This is a genomic window from Roseibium sediminis (genome assembly GCF_008711325.1).
Taxonomy (GTDB): Bacteria; Pseudomonadota; Alphaproteobacteria; order Rhizobiales; family Stappiaceae; genus Roseibium; species Roseibium sediminis.
The window spans coordinates 20,038-34,335 of sequence record NZ_VXDB01000018.1; the positions used below are offsets into that span (position 1 = coordinate 20,038).

General features: G+C 57.0%; 13 protein-coding genes and 1 pseudogene. 9 read left to right on the forward strand and 5 right to left on the reverse strand.

Annotation, left to right across the window (positions count from 1 at the left end; translation table 11 throughout):
* Window positions 1–351: 351 nt before the first annotated feature.
* Both F0155_RS16940 and F0155_RS16945 read left to right on the forward strand, forming a co-directional pair.
* Window positions 352–1,296, forward strand: a pseudogene (locus F0155_RS16940) (MBL fold metallo-hydrolase); the annotation flags it as partial.
* A 415-nt stretch (window positions 1,297–1,711) separates the two neighbouring features.
* Window positions 1,712–2,218: a CreA family protein gene (locus F0155_RS16945; RefSeq protein ID WP_150525736.1), complete on the forward strand. Its 507-nt coding sequence runs from the start codon at window positions 1,712–1,714 to the stop codon at window positions 2,216–2,218.
* Between the two features lie 14 nt (window positions 2,219–2,232).
* Here the strand turns inward: F0155_RS16945 and F0155_RS16950 are convergent, their stop codons facing one another.
* From F0155_RS16950 to F0155_RS16960, 3 genes are all read right to left on the reverse strand, one after another.
* Window positions 2,233–2,580 carry an ArsR/SmtB family transcription factor gene (locus F0155_RS16950; protein ID WP_150525737.1) on the reverse strand — a complete coding sequence of 116 codons (348 nt, stop codon included), beginning with the start codon at window positions 2,578–2,580 and terminating at the stop codon, window positions 2,233–2,235.
* 53 nt (window positions 2,581–2,633) lie between these two features.
* Window positions 2,634–2,822, reverse strand: a complete 189-nt coding sequence (locus F0155_RS16955; RefSeq protein WP_150525738.1) for a sugar transporter — start codon at window positions 2,820–2,822, stop codon at window positions 2,634–2,636.
* Window positions 2,823–2,949: 127 nt separating this feature from the next.
* On the reverse strand, window positions 2,950–4,596 hold the full coding sequence (locus F0155_RS16960) for a L,D-transpeptidase family protein (protein WP_150525739.1): 1,647 nt from the start codon (window positions 4,594–4,596) through the stop codon (window positions 2,950–2,952).
* A 266-nt stretch (window positions 4,597–4,862) separates the two neighbouring features.
* Between F0155_RS16960 and cysS the strand changes: the two genes are divergently transcribed.
* From cysS to rarD, 6 genes are all read left to right on the forward strand, one after another.
* On the forward strand, window positions 4,863–6,290 hold the full coding sequence (cysS, locus tag F0155_RS16965) for a cysteine--tRNA ligase (RefSeq protein ID WP_150525740.1): 1,428 nt from the start codon (window positions 4,863–4,865) through the stop codon (window positions 6,288–6,290).
* Window positions 6,291–6,510: 220 nt separating this feature from the next.
* A complete protein-coding gene (locus tag F0155_RS16970; RefSeq protein ID WP_150525741.1) occupies window positions 6,511–6,876 on the forward strand; it encodes an endonuclease domain-containing protein in 366 nt (121 codons plus the stop codon).
* Window positions 6,877–6,919: 43 nt separating this feature from the next.
* Window positions 6,920–7,399: a GFA family protein gene (locus F0155_RS16975; protein WP_150525742.1), complete on the forward strand. Its 480-nt coding sequence runs from the start codon at window positions 6,920–6,922 to the stop codon at window positions 7,397–7,399.
* Window positions 7,396–7,872, forward strand: a complete 477-nt coding sequence (locus F0155_RS16980) for a GFA family protein (RefSeq protein WP_150525743.1) — start codon at window positions 7,396–7,398, stop codon at window positions 7,870–7,872. Before F0155_RS16975 ends, F0155_RS16980 begins: the two co-directional genes overlap by 4 nt.
* Complete coding sequence (gene cimA, locus F0155_RS16985) at window positions 7,869–9,464, forward strand: citramalate synthase (protein WP_150525744.1); 1,596 nt, start codon at window positions 7,869–7,871, stop codon at window positions 9,462–9,464. Before F0155_RS16980 ends, cimA begins: the two co-directional genes overlap by 4 nt.
* Window positions 9,465–9,490: 26 nt before the next feature.
* On the forward strand, window positions 9,491–10,429 hold the full coding sequence (gene rarD / locus F0155_RS16990; RefSeq protein ID WP_150525745.1) for an EamA family transporter RarD: 939 nt from the start codon (window positions 9,491–9,493) through the stop codon (window positions 10,427–10,429).
* A 24-nt stretch (window positions 10,430–10,453) separates the two neighbouring features.
* On the opposite strand, the gene F0155_RS16995 is transcribed toward rarD, so the two are convergent.
* On the reverse strand, window positions 10,454–11,701 hold the full coding sequence (locus tag F0155_RS16995) for a GGDEF domain-containing response regulator (RefSeq protein ID WP_150525746.1): 1,248 nt from the start codon (window positions 11,699–11,701) through the stop codon (window positions 10,454–10,456).
* 126 nt (window positions 11,702–11,827) lie between these two features.
* The gene (locus tag F0155_RS17000; protein WP_150525747.1) at window positions 11,828–12,442 is read right to left on the reverse strand and encodes an LOG family protein; all 615 of its coding nucleotides are present in this window, start codon (window positions 12,440–12,442) and stop codon (window positions 11,828–11,830) included.
* A 219-nt stretch (window positions 12,443–12,661) separates the two neighbouring features.
* Here F0155_RS17000 and F0155_RS17005 point away from each other — a divergent pair, with 219 nt between their 5' ends.
* Window positions 12,662–14,245 (forward strand): LysM peptidoglycan-binding domain-containing protein, encoded by a 1,584-nt coding sequence (locus F0155_RS17005; RefSeq protein ID WP_150525748.1) that lies wholly within the window; start codon window positions 12,662–12,664, stop codon window positions 14,243–14,245.
* Window positions 14,246–14,298: the final 53 nt, after the last annotated feature.

The following is a 14,298-nucleotide window of genomic DNA, read 5'->3' on the forward strand; positions in this document are numbered from 1 at the left end:
CCGGTTGCGTTTGTCTCGTCCATTTGAGCCTGTATGCATGGTGGATGTGCCTGCGTCCAGTGGCGTTGCCGGGAATTATGTGACGCATGGAGAGGTGCTGATTGATCAGATGTCGCGGCAGCGAACTGTTCGGTTTTTCGCAACTTGATAAACACAACAACTGGTGTGTCGCCGTATTTAGGTGAACTTATTGTTGAAAAAATCAAATGAGAGCAGTAGCGGCGCCCAATCGATTTGCGAATCAAGCCGAATGCCTGACACGATCCAAGTATATATCCGCGAGCCTTTTATCGCGGAACTGGTCTTCGGTCGACTTGGCTGTGCAGGTCAATAACGCGGGTGGGAAGCATCATGACAAAACACTTCGCCTCTATCGCAGATACGGATGAAAAAGCTGTATCCTTTCGTGAAGTAGGTGCGGGTTGCTACGCCTTTACTGCTTCGGGAGATCCCAATTCCGGCGTGGTCATCGGCGACAAGGCGGTGCTTGTTGTGGACGCGCAGGCGACACCTGCGACAGCCAAGAAGGTTCTGGCCCATATCAAGGGGATCACTGACAAGCCGGTCAAATATGTGGCGCTCACGCACTACCATTCGGTCCGCACCCTTGGTGCCAGTGCTTACGGGGCAAGTGACATCATCACATCGGATCTCACCCGCAGGCTGATCGTTGACCGCGGCGAAGCAGACTGGGTCGCTCAAAAGGAACGGTTCCCGAGACTGTTCGAGGATGGCGACAACATTCCGGGGCTGACGCAGCCGACCATGAGCTTTGCCTCCTCCTTGTCCATTAATCTTGGAAACAAGGAAGTGCGGCTGATGCATCTTGGCCGCGGACATACGATGGGCGACGTGGTCGTCTGGGTGCCGGATGCTGCAGTACTGTTTGCCGGAGACCTCGTTGAGAACAAGGTGGCCTGCTATTGCGGTGATGCCCATCTGGATGACTGGCCACGGGCGCTTGAGCGGATCAGTGCATTCCGCCCGAAGGCATTGGTGCCCGGACGAGGCGAAGCCTTGCTCAATGTTCAGGAGGTCAAAAGGGCGCTTGATGATACGCGGGACTTTGTCGAAACCCTGCGCGACAGCGCGCGTACGTCCGTTCGAATGGGCAGGGGTCTGAAGGCAACTTACAATGCCGTCCGCGAGGCAATGGACCCGCGCTTCGGCAGCTTTGCCATCTACGACCATTGCATGCCGTTCAATGTTGCTCGTGCCTATGACGAAGCTCTTGGGATCGAGGCGCCGCAAGTCTGGACCCGTGAACGGGATCAGGACCTGTGGGATGCCCTGAAAGAAGCGGAAGTCGCCCAGAACGAGCCGGAAGTCGATCTCGGTCAGCCTCTGCAGCCCGTGCCGGATGAAGAGGTCGCAGTGTCTTCCGACGAGGAGACGCTGGACCTGTCGATGCTGGACATTTCCGAAGAGTTCGCTGACGAGGTGCGCAAGGAGCGTGGTTCCGCAAGTGAGTCCAAGCTGATGTCAGCCTGATATCCGGCCAACCAGAACTGTGAAGAGCGGCCTTTCGGGCCGCTTTTTTCGTGTTTGGGCAATTGAGGGTGGACGTCAGCGACAAGAACTCCCACATGTGGAGTGAACGGGAGCTGCCTCTGGGGAGGTTTGCCGTCTGTCGTTTTGATTGGCCGCGTTTCCTTTCCATCTCCAGGTGGTTCAGGGGTTCGCTGGTTTGCCGAATGAAGGAAGAGTGTCGATGCGCCTGCTCGCTGCCACGATTGTTGCATTTGGATTGGGTTTGGTTCCGGCGCTGGCCGCAGATGAACCTGATCTGATCTTCAAGAAGTCGACAGTGTGGAAGCTGCTGACGCCGGATCACAAGTTGGCGACTTACGCTGTGGACGATCCAATGATCGAAGGCGTGGCCTGCCACTTTACGGTTCCCGAAAAGGGCGGAATATCCGGCTGGATTGGCGTTGCGGAGGAAGTCTCCGATGTATCGCTGGCCTGCCGTCAGGTCGGGCCGGTCGTTTTCAAGGGCAAGGCAGAACAGGGTGAGGAGATGTTCCGTCAGCGCCGCTCTTTGTTCTTCAAGAAAATGCAGATTGTTCGGGGCTGTGACGCCAAGCGAAATGTGCTGGTCTATCTGGTCTATTCGGACAAGCTGATCGAAGGCAGCCCGAAGAATTCCACTTCCACGGTTCCGATCATGCCATGGGGCAATCAGGAACCGCCCAAATGCGGTGATTACATCAGCGATTGAGAGACGAGGCGGCGTTAGTCCGCTTCGGAAACAAGCTCAAGTCTGGCGTCTTGGGCTTGTTTGTCGTGGCCGGCGCAGAAAGTCTCATAGAGAACTGCCATGATCTCCTGCGCGGGCTTGCTGGCCAGCTTGTAGTAGATCGTTGTGCCGTCGCGCCGCGTTTCCACCAGCCCCTGCGTGCGCAACAAAGAGAGCTGCTGCGAGACCGTGGGCAATCGCATGCCGGTCTTTTCGGCAAGGTCGCCGACGCTGCATTCCTGCTCGGCCATATGACACATGAGAAGAAGCCTGGGTGCTGAAGCCAGCATCTTCAGGAACTGTGCGGCATTTTCCGCGTTTTCTTCAAGGGCTTTCGTATCCATGTCGCGAGCTTGCCAAAAAAGTGGGAGCGCCGCAAGCAGACGAGAGTATTGCATTACATGCGTCCCAGGGCCGGAAGGATCACATGTCCGGAACCACAGCCAACGCCGGTTGACAGGCAGATGGACTTTTTCTGGATCGCACCGATCGACATGTTGGCGCTGCCTGCAACGTAGAAAGCGCTGATAAACGGTCCGCCGAAGAGAACGAGAATGAACATGACTGCAAACAAACGGTTCAACATTTTTCGGTTTCCCATTGGTGGGTGCCTCGTGATTGAACCCACTTTAGAAAACCGGCCTTGAACCGAAGCTGAGATCAGCATTCAGCTTCGGTTCAGGATCGTAAACTTCACGTATGTATTTGAAAAATCAAAGATTTTCAGTCATGACTGTGCGAAGGGTATTGAGCAACGCAGCGTCTCGACCGTAGATGTCCTTGCGAAAATGTGTGGATCCGTCCTTGTTCATCCACGCCGTGAGATACGTCAGATGAACCTTGATGGGTTCCTTCAGCGAGATGACGGTTCTTTGTTCGCTGTCTCGAATCGATTCCAGCCTGGCCCGGTCATAGCCCTGCGAGGACAAGAGGACATCTCCGAGCGCGAAGGGGTCGGATACTCGAATACAACCGTGGCTGAAGTCCCGCTGTGACCGCTGGAAAAGGGATTTGCCCGGTGTGTCGTGAATGTAGATGTTGAACTTGTTCGGGAACATGAACTTGATCCTGCCAAGCGCATTTCCTTCTCCCGGGTCTTGTCGCAGTTCGAAGGGGAAGGTTTCCCGCGAATAGGCAGACCAGTTGATACTGGTTGGCGAGACTTCGTTGGTCCCACGCAGCACACGGATGCCCTTGCCGGAAAGCGCCGACGAGTTCTGCTGAAGTTTCGGGAGATACTCGGCGGTCGCGATTGAACGCGGGATGTTCCAGTAGGGATTGACCTCGACATAGGTCATCTGGTCGGAAAAGACCGGAGTGGCATGGTAGGGCTTGCCGACAATTACCGGGGCAGTGTGGACAGTCCGCTCGTTCTTGACCACCTTGAGGGCCTGATCGGCGAGGTTCACGAACACATAGGTCGACCCGAGGTCGTCCGGCATCCACCGCCGCCGTTCCATGTTCAGTTCCATCTGGATAAGGCGGTCATTGATGGGCACGTTCAGTTCGCCCAGTGTTCCTGCACCCACAACGCCGTCTGTTTCCAGCCCGTGATAGGACTGGAATTCCTTTACTGCGTCGACAAGCGCACCGTCATAAGTGCTGCCTGCGTGCATTTCAGAGATGAGATAGTCTTCCTCGATCAACCGTTTGCGCAAGGCGGTCACGCGGGGGTCGCTCATGCCGGGCTTCAGAACAGGGCCGCTGGGAACAGGGGTGAAGCCGCCATTGGCTGCCTTCTCCCTGTATTCGCCCATACGAATCTGGAGCCGCAGGTAATTCGGGCTTTGCGGGGCGAGACCTTCCAGAAAGGCGCTGAAATCTTCCGTTTTCTCGGCATTCGCAAACAGCTCTTCCGCCTTTGGTCGGTCGGGGAAGATGTTGAGCGCCTTGTTGACCTTGTTGGGCTGCACGCGGCCAGAAGAAAGATGCGTGGCATAACGCAGAAACTGGATGCTGAGATCAATGTCGATGGCGGCCCAGTCTTCGACGCTTTTTGCCGACTGCGCCCGTTCCAGAAACCTCAGGGGCTCGTAGTTGTCCGGGTTCAATGCGTGAATATTGGCTGACGAAAATGCCTCAAGAACAAAGAAGGCATTCTCTGTTGCCCCGGAAGGCGTAATCCATACCGGCTCGAAATTCCGGGAATTGTAGACTTGGCGAAGTCCGGGGTCCAGGTTGCTCGGCAGGCTGTTGCGGATTGCACGTGCGATTGGCGTTGTCGGTTCGGCGGACTGGACGCTCGTTCGCTCAGGAGCAGCTCTTGGCGTAGGAACAGGAGATTGCGCCTGAACCGCCCCGGACAGGATTGCAAGCGAGATGCTGCACAGCGTGATTATGGTTTTCCGGATTTGTGTCATCCGTTCATGCCCCCGCAAGATTCGGTTGTAGGGGCAGGGTAACGCAAGCGACCGCAGTGTCCAGTAAAGACAAAAGGAGTAAAAACGGACCTTGACGCCCAAAAGGAAACCGGGTCATAAGGTTGCCCATGATGACGGCCACTTGGAACATCATTTCGATCACCATTATTTGCAGCTAGCGACACCGCTGGCTGTGGCCGATCCCCTTTTGGCATTTTTCCCTTAAGACGGACCGCCCCGGCCAGCCGGCCAGGAGACGGTTTGACATGAGCGCCGCAGGACATGCGACATCAGATGCTGACACGGGCACCTTCAAGGGCTTGCGGGTAACCAATACCCTGAGCCGCGCCAAGGAAGACTTCGTTCCGATTTCCGACGAAAATGTCCGCATGTATGTCTGTGGGCCGACTGTCTATGACTTTGCCCATATCGGCAATGCGCGGCCTGTCATCGTGTTTGATGTGCTGTTCCGCTTGCTGCGCCATCTCTATGGCACTGATCACGTCACCTATGCCCGCAACATCACGGACGTGGATGACAAGATCAACGCCCGGGCCTTGCGCGATCATCCGGATCTGCCGCTGAACGAGGCCATTGCCAAAGTCACGGAAAAGACCACTAACCAGTTCCACGCCGATATCGCGCGGCTCGGCTGCCTTGAGCCGACCCATGAGCCGCGGGCAACAGCCCATATCGGCGGTATGGTCGCAATGATCGAGATCCTGATCGACAAGGGCAATGCCTATGTGGCAGGCGGCGAGGTGCTGTTCGATACAACATCCATGACGGATTACGGATGCCTTTCGAAGCGCAATCTCGATGAGCAGAAGGCGGGAGCCCGCATCGCGGTCGAGGCGCACAAGAAAAATCCGGGTGACTTTGTTCTCTGGAAACTCTCCTCGGACGAAGAGCCGGGTTGGGAGAGCCCATGGGGCAGGGGACGTCCGGGCTGGCACATCGAGTGCTCGGTCATGAGTGAGCACCATCTGGGCAAGGTATTCGACATTCATGGTGGCGGTCTGGATCTGATTTTCCCGCATCATGAAAACGAGATCGCCCAGTCCTGCTGCGCGCACGGGACGCAGAAGATGTCCAACTACTGGATGCATAACGGCTTTCTTCAGGTTGAAGGCCGCAAGATGTCCAAGTCGGAGGGCAACTTCTTCACCATCCACGAACTGCTGGACAGCGAAAACTTCGGCGGCCGCAAATGGCCGGGCGAAGTGTTGCGCCTTGCCATGCTGATGACCCATTACCGCGAGCCGATCGATTTCTCGATCAAGCGACTGGAAGAGGCGGAGCGTCTGCTGGCGAAGTGGCCGGAACCGGTTGCAACTGACGCAGCGCCGTCAGAAGCCTTCCTGGAAGCCCTCAATGATGACTTGAATACGGTTGCTGCCGTTCAAGTCCTGCATCAACTGGCTGGCGAGGCCGCGCAGTCTGCGGACAAGCTCGCGGTCTATTCCGCGTCCGCTGCAGTGTTGGGCGTTCGTCCTGTTACGGCAGACATGAGCGCGCTGGATATAGCATCGATCGATGCACGTGTTGCAGAACGACTTGAGCAGCTGAAGGCAAAGAACTGGGCCGAAGCCGACCGCATCCGCGATTCACTCGCTGCCGAGGGCATCGTGCTGAAGGACGGCAAGGATGCGCAGACCGGGGAACGTGTCACGACCTGGGAGGTCAAACGATAAGGATACCTGGAATGGGTTACCCCCACCCCTAACCCCTCCCCACAAGGGGGAGGGGCAATACTCCATCGAGTTTGTCGACGGGTTCGGCAGCTCGATCTGGGTGATCTCGTAATTTGAATTGGCGGGATGGTTCATTTCCCCTCCCCCTTGTGGGGAGGGGTTAGGGGTGGGGGTACTAGGCTGGTATCGCCAATGGGCTGACGGAGGCAGTGGATCTGAGATGTCGCCAACAAGGATCACAGGGAAAACGCGTCAGACAGCAAAGCAACTGCGGCGTGAGCAAAGCTACCCTGAAAAACTGTTATGGCGGCAGCTGAGAGAGTTGAAGACAAAAGGCGTTCATATTCGTCGGCAAGCGCCGATCGGGCCTTACGTTGCTGATTTTGTGGCCTTTAGCCGCAAGGTGGTGATTGAAGTGGATGGCGACTTTCATGGTTTGGATGACGTCAGATTGAGAGACGAACAGCGCGACAAGTGGCTTGCAGGTGAAGGCTTCGAAGTTTGGAGATTTCCGGCGGTGGATGTGATTGGAAATCTTGAAGGAGTGATGGAAGTCATCCTCAAGCGGTTTGGCGTTTGGGACTGAGTTGGGTGCGGTGATTGACTTTTGCCGGGTGAGGGAGAGCGTAATGAGTGAGTTGCGATCCGGAGGGTGTCAGTGTGGAGCTGTCCGGTTCAAGGTGGACGGGGCGCTGGGGGAGGCGTCTGTTTGCCATTGCCGCATGTGCCAGAAGGCCTTCGGGTCCTTTTATGCGCCGCTGGTGTCTGTATCCGAGGATCGCCTTGAGTGGACCCGCGGGCAGCGGGCACAGTTTCAGAGCTCCAATCATGCCACGCGCGGGTTCTGCCGCGACTGCGGTACGCCGCTGACCTATGAAGCGCCGGACGGAATTGCTCTGGCCATCGGTGCATTTGATGATCCGCGCGAAATTGCACCTGTTGTGGCTTTCGGAGTGGAGGGAAAGCTTCCCTATGCTGACGGAGTTTCGACCCTGCCCAACCGGGTGACGGAAGACGATATGGAAGCAGCTCCGTTTCTGGCCAGCCTCGTCTCCCTGCAGCATCCGGATCATGACACCGCCGAGTGGCCGCCAAAGGAGCGCTCATGACTGTAAATGCGAGGCTTTCCGGGGGATGTCAGTGTGGCGCCGTGCGGTACACCGTGTCCGAATTTGGTCGTTCGTCACTATGCCACTGTCGCATGTGCCAGAAGGCCTTGGGCGGACCCTTTGCCGTGTTGGTGACGGCGAAGGATCTGGAATACACACGCGGAAATCCGACCTACTTTCAAAGTTCAAACAAGGTTCGTCGCGGGTTTTGCAAGGACTGTGGATCGCCGCTGACCTTTGAATTTGAAGGCTGGCAGCCGGACATCACCGTGACGAGCCTTGATGATCCAACCGTTGCCCCGCCGATTATCCAGCTTGGGACGGAAAGCCGACTGCCCTGGTGCGAAGGCCTATTCGACTTGCCTTCCGATCAAGGAAACCCCGATGGGCAAGGGCCCATATCCTATCAACATCCTGACCACGACACGACACACTGGCCGTCAGACAAGACCGAGGACGGAAAATACGCATGAGCAAGGAACGACTGTATCTCTTCGATACCACTCTTCGCGACGGGGCCCAGACCAGCGGGATCGATTTCTCCGTGACCGAGAAGGTTGTGGTCGCAGAGCTGCTTGAGCGCCTCGGGGTCGATTATGTCGAAGGCGGGTATCCGGGGGCCAATCCTACGGATACCGAATTCTTCTCCGAGAAACGCACCCAGAAGGCAACCTTCACAGCGTTCGGGATGACGAAACGACCGGGACGGTCTGCCTCAAATGATCCGGGTCTCAACCAGATCCTTTCTTCCCATTCGGACGCATGCTGCTTTGTCGCCAAGACATGGGATTACCACGTCGATGTGGCGCTCGGCTGCACGAACGAGGAGAACCTTGAAAGCATCTCCGATACGGTGAAGGCCGCCGTTGCTGCCGGCAAGGAAGCAATGATCGATTGCGAGCATTTCTTCGACGGCTACAAGGCCAATCCGGACTATGCGCTGTCCTGCGCCAAGGCCGCTTATGAGGCTGGAGCACGGTGGGTGGTGCTGTGCGACACCAATGGCGGCACCTTGCCGGGAGAAGTCACCGAGATCGTGAAGGCGGTGCAGGCGGTTGTCCCCGGCGATCATCTTGGCATTCACACTCATGACGACACCGGTCATGCGGTGGCCAACACTCTTGCGGCGATTGATGCCGGTGTGCGCCAGATTCAGGGTACGATCAACGGGATTGGCGAACGATGTGGCAATGCCAACCTGATCACGCTCATCCCGACTCTCATGCTCAAGGGCACTTATCCGGAGCGTTTTGAGGTGGGGGTTTCGGGAGATCAGCTGGCCGATATCACGTCTATCTCCCACGCCTTTGACGAAATTCTGAACCGCTCGCCGAACCGGCATGCACCCTATGTCGGACAGTCGGCCTTTGCGACGAAGGCGGGCATTCATGCGTCCGCCATCCTGAAGGATCCGAAGACCTACGAGCATGTCCAGCCCGAGGAGGTTGGCAATCGCAGGCGGGTGCTCGTTTCGGATCAGGCAGGCAAGAGCAATCTGCTTGGGGAGCTGAACAGGCTTGGCGTGACGGTCGACAAGGCCGATCCCCGCCTTGATCGGCTCCTGGCTGATGTGAAGGAACGGGAGTCGCAAGGATATTCCTATGAGGCGGCAGATGCGTCCTTCGAACTGCTTGCCCGCAAGTCGCTTGGCGAAGTGCCAAGCTTCTTTGATGTGGAATCCTTCCGTGTGATGGTTGAGCGCCGCTTCAACGCCATCGGAGAGCTTCTAACGGTTTCCGAAGCCGTTGTGAAAATAAGTATCGATGGTGAAACCCGGATGTCGGTCGCCGAAGGAAACGGCCCGATAAATGCGCTCGACATGGCGCTGCGCAAGGATCTGGGAAAATACCAATCGGCCATCGACGGACTTGAGCTGATCGACTACAAGGTTCGCATTCTCAACGGTGGTACAGGTGCCGTGACGCGCGTTCTCATTGAAAGTCAGGACGTGAGAACACACCGGCGTTGGTTCACCATCGGCGTTTCCAGCAATATCGTAGACGCCTCCTTCCAGGCGCTGATCGATTCCATCACCTATGCCCTGATGAAGGCGGAGGCCGCCTGAGCCGGGATATCTGAAAGTCACGGTTCATGAGTGAGGTCACCGGCACTGGCAAGAGCGCACCTGCGGCAGAAGACGAAACACGTACCGGTCTTCTGCTTGCGCTCGCGGCCTATGGCATGTGGGGGTTCTTTCCGGCCTATTACAAGCTGACTGAGACTGTTGCGCCGGATGTGGTGGTTGCTCACCGGATCGTGTGGTCCGTTCTGTTCGTCGGTCTCTATCTGTTGCTCCGCAAGCGCGGCGGAGAGATCCGGGAGGCCTTGACGACACCGGCGATCGTGTATCGTCTGTGCGTTTCTGCCGCTCTCATCTGCGTCAACTGGCTGGTCTTTGTCTGGGCGATCTCCAACTCGAAGGTTCTGGATGTCTCGCTCGGATATTTCATCAATCCGCTGGTGAGCATCCTGATCGGGCTGGTTGTCCTGCACGAGAAACTGTCTCCGCTGCAAATGGTGGCTGTCGGACTTGCGTCCCTTGCTGTTGCTATTCAGGCCGTTTGGACCGGCGGTCTGCCATGGGTGTCGCTGGTGCTTGCCTTTTCCTTCGCGGGATATGGATATGTGCGCAAGGTAACCCCGGTGCGGCCGACGCCCGGCCTGCTGGCGGAATCAGCGCTTCTGGTGCCGCTGGCTGCCGGCTATCTGCTGCTGACCATCAGTTGGGGTCAGGATTCCCTGTCGTTGAACAACATTCCGGTGCTGGTGGCACTGGCGGGAACGGGCATTATCACGGCCTTGCCGTTGATCGCATTTTCCGGAGCAGCCCGGCGCTTACCTCTGGTGATGATCGGGATCATGCAATACATCGCGCCATCGCTGCATTTCCTGATGGCTGTCTATGTCTGGAACGAGCCTCTGGATCAGACCAAGCTGCTGACATTCGGTATCATCTGGGCGGCGCTGGTCATCTTCACCTTCGACAGCTATCGCCGCTACAAGAAGTCCCGCCGCAAGGCAGCTGCCTGATACACAACAGCAACGGCGCCGGTGTCAGCAGGCGATGAGCTTGTCCCGGCCGCCGTCCTTGGCCCGGTAAAGGCACATGTCGGCCATATCAAGTGCGCCGGTAATGTCGCCATTTTCCACATGCGCGATACCGACGCTGGCTGTGACGTTGATATTACCCTGTTCCAGCTTGACGCCGGTCAGGCGCAGCTTGTCGAGGAATGTCTGCATCTTGAGGGCCGCCTGATCCTTGCTTTCGCAGCTCAGCAAGGCACAGAATTCATCCCCGCCCAGTCGCAACATGAAGTCGGAAGGGCCTGCCAAAGCCTGCAGGGATCTGGCGATGGTCAGCAGTGCCGTGTCGCCAGCAACGTGCCCATAGGTGTCGTTGATGCTCTTGAACTTGTCGATATCTACCAGACAGACCCAGTAAGACCGGTTCTCGGCTTCCGCGTTCTTGATGTGCGCTTCGGCTTGAGAAAAGAGGAAACGGCGATTGTAGAGCCCGGTCAGGGGATCGCGTATTGCGCGGTCTCTCAGCTCCGTGATCCTGTCGATCATCTTGAGGTTCTGAGCGACCCGCAAAAGAATCTCCTCGGACGAACAGTTCTTCTGAATAAAGTCGTTCGCACCATATTTCAGGAAGCGGACACGGTTTTCCCCGTCGTCCACCCCGGAGAGGCCAAGAATGGCGAGATCATCGCGGCTGTAATTCCGGCGAATGGCTTTCAGGAAGGCGAATCCGTCTTCACCGGGCATCACATAGTCGAGCAGCAGAAGCTTGATTTGCGGGTTCTTCTCCAGAACCTTCTGGCCTTCCACGGCCGAAGAGGCTTCAAAGACCTGATAGCGGTGTTGCTTCAGCACGTTGACGATCTTCTCGCGTGCCGGACGGGAATCGTCGATCACAAGCACGCCGGTTTCCGGATTGCGGCGCAGCTGCAGGATAAGTTCGCTCAGGTAGTCAAGGCTGCTTGGGCTGTCCTTGACGACATAGTCCATGACGCCCTTGCTGTAGACGGACTTGCGTATATGCGCGGCCCAGCGGCTGGTGAACACAATCGTCGGGATCTCATGTGTCTTTGTCAGGTCGACAATTTGTCCATCCCGCGCGTCCGGCAGGGTCAGGTCCACAAGTGCCAGATCAGGCTTTTCTCTCGGGGATTTGAGTAATTCTTCGGCTTCCTTGTAGGAGCGCGCAACGTATACATTGCATTCTTCAATGTTTCGAAGTGTCATAAGGACAGCTTTTTCGAAGAAGGATGCATCTTCTACAAGGAGGATACTTTGCATGCCGTAACAGGTCCGTGTTTCGAAAATCGAACGCAACGGTATCGCAAATAGTAAAACAAAATCTTATTAAAAATCGCGATGGCGCAGACTTGCCGCGCCGCCGTCAAATGAGGATTTTTGACAGGATCACATCCGCTCGACAGGAATCGCCGAAGGAGATGCTTCCGGGCATTCCAGGCAGGCTTTTTCCAGTTTCGGAATTGCGTCCTCGATGCTGTCAGCTACCAGATAGGGGACTTCCGTTTCCGGTCGAATAAACCCCTGTGCCCGCATGTGATTCAGCAACTCGAGTAGAGGCGACCAGAATCGATTGGTGTTGGCGAGAAGCACCGGCTTCCTGTGTTGACCGAGCTGTGCCCAGGTCATCATTTCCACAACTTCTTCCAGAGTGCCGATGCCGCCGGGAAGGGCGATGAAGGCATCCGAGCGCTGGAACATCAGCATCTTCCGCTCATGCATATTCTCGGTGACGATGAGATCGTCGACCGACTTGAGCATGACTTCCCGCTCTTCGAGAAAGCGCGGAATGATTCCGGTGACCGATCCGCCGGCATCAAGTGTTGCCGCAGCCACAAGTCCCATAAGCCCAACCGAACCGCCGCCATAGATCAATCGGATGTTCTGTTCGGCAAGGATTTGGCCGAGGCGAATGGCAGTCGCCTCGTAAACCGGATCGACGCCCTTGCTGGAACCGCAATAGACGCAAATGCTTGAGAGCTGTCTTGGTGTGTTTTCTTTCATGCAACCTGTGTGGCACCGGGCGCGGCGACGGTCAAGGTGCATCAGCGGTTGGTGACGGCGGCTGTTTCCTTGCTCAGGGTTTAAAAGGGGTTTATTGATTTGAAGAGTTTTGGGAACCGTTGGCCAAATGATGGCGACTGGTGCCATCCAGGAACACAAGAGGAGGAGTGAACCGGTCCCGGCTGAGACGGGAGTTTGGCTTCACTGGGAAACTTCATTATGAGGCAAAACGTAGTCTGGGCCCTGATCGCCGCCTTTGTTGTTGGAGCTGGTGCCCTTGGCGTTGGATACTTCCAGCTTAAAAAGGGTGAGGGATCGGAAATTGCCCTCAAGGACGACAAGGCATCGAACGCAGTCTCCAAGAGCGCGAGCGAAACCGCATCGGGTGGTGAAACAGCTGAGAATGCTGGTGGGGCAACAGACCCTGTTGCGACCGGACAGGGCGACGCCTCGCAGACCGCTGAAAGCGGTGCAGGCGATGCGACCAAACCCGAAGAGAGCCTTTCCTTTGACGTCGTTGGCGTTGAGCCGACCGGCGAGGGGGTCATTGCCGGACGTTCGGATGCGGGCGCGATCATTGCGCTGAGGGCTAATGGGCAGGTTGTCGGCAAGGGTGTGGCCAACAGCGCAGGCGAATGGACCATCATTCTCGACAAACCACTTGAACCCGGCGACTACGACATGGCGCTGGAAGTGCAGGGTGAAGACGGGAAGGTCGTATCTGAATCGTCCCAGCGCCTCGCGGTTTCCATTCCCGAAGGGGGCAATGGACAGCCGCTCGTCGTGCTGAACACGCCGGATGCGCCGTCCAACATTCTGCAAAAGCCTGAAGAGACCGTAGTGGCAGCAGCTGCTCCTGTTGAGGACGCAAAGCCGGAGGCCGGTGCAGCTCCTGAGGTGGCCGCGTCTGCAGAAGCAACCACAACGGCCGGCCAACTTGCAACTGCGGTCGAAACGGCTGTCTCCGGTGTTGCGAGCGAGACTGCCAAGGCTGTTGGTGAAGCTGTCGATGCCGGGTCTGTAACTGTTGCTGCCGCTGAAAAGACCGCAGAAACGGTGGTTGAAGGCGTTGCCGAGGCCGGGCAGGCCGCGATTTCCGCAAGTGGGCAGATTGTTGCCAATGTGACAGAGGAAGTTGCCACTCTTGCAGGTTCCTCTGCGTCGGCTGATATGCCTGTCGATGCATCTGCGACCTCTGGCACCGAGACAGCCGCTGACGCTGCACCTGCTGCTGACGCAGCCGGAGCGCCGAAGGTGACGGTGGAAGCTGTGGAATCGGAAGAAGGCAAGGTCTTCGTTGCCGGTACCGGGGAACCGGGGTCTTCCGTGCGGGTCTATGTGGACGACAAGTTTGCAGGCGAGGCTCCGGTGTCTGGAACAGGTCGCTGGTTGCTTGAGGGCAAGGAAAATATCTCGGAAGGCAATGTCGAAGTTCGTGCCGATCTGGTTGAGCAGGGCGCCGACAAGGTCGAAGCCCGTGCTGCCGTAACCTTTGAGAAGGAAGCGCCCCAGCAGATCGTTCTGACGAAGGTCGTTGCGACCGGCGAAGCCTCTGCTGACGGATCCGCAGGCGCGACTGTCACCAAGGCGCTGCCGAACGTCATCATCCGCAAGGGCGACAATCTGTGGCGGATTTCCCGCCGCCTCTACGGCGACGGTTTCCGCTACACGACAATCTATCAGGCGAACAAGGTTCAGATTCGCAATCCGGATCTCATCTATCCCGGACAGGTGTTCCTGACGCCGGAAAACGATGTTCGCTGGGATAACGAAGCAAAGAATGAGGGCGTGGCCGTTCAGTAGGAACTGGCCGGATCATCTGTCCGATCTGAATGCAGAGAAAGCGCACGATTTTC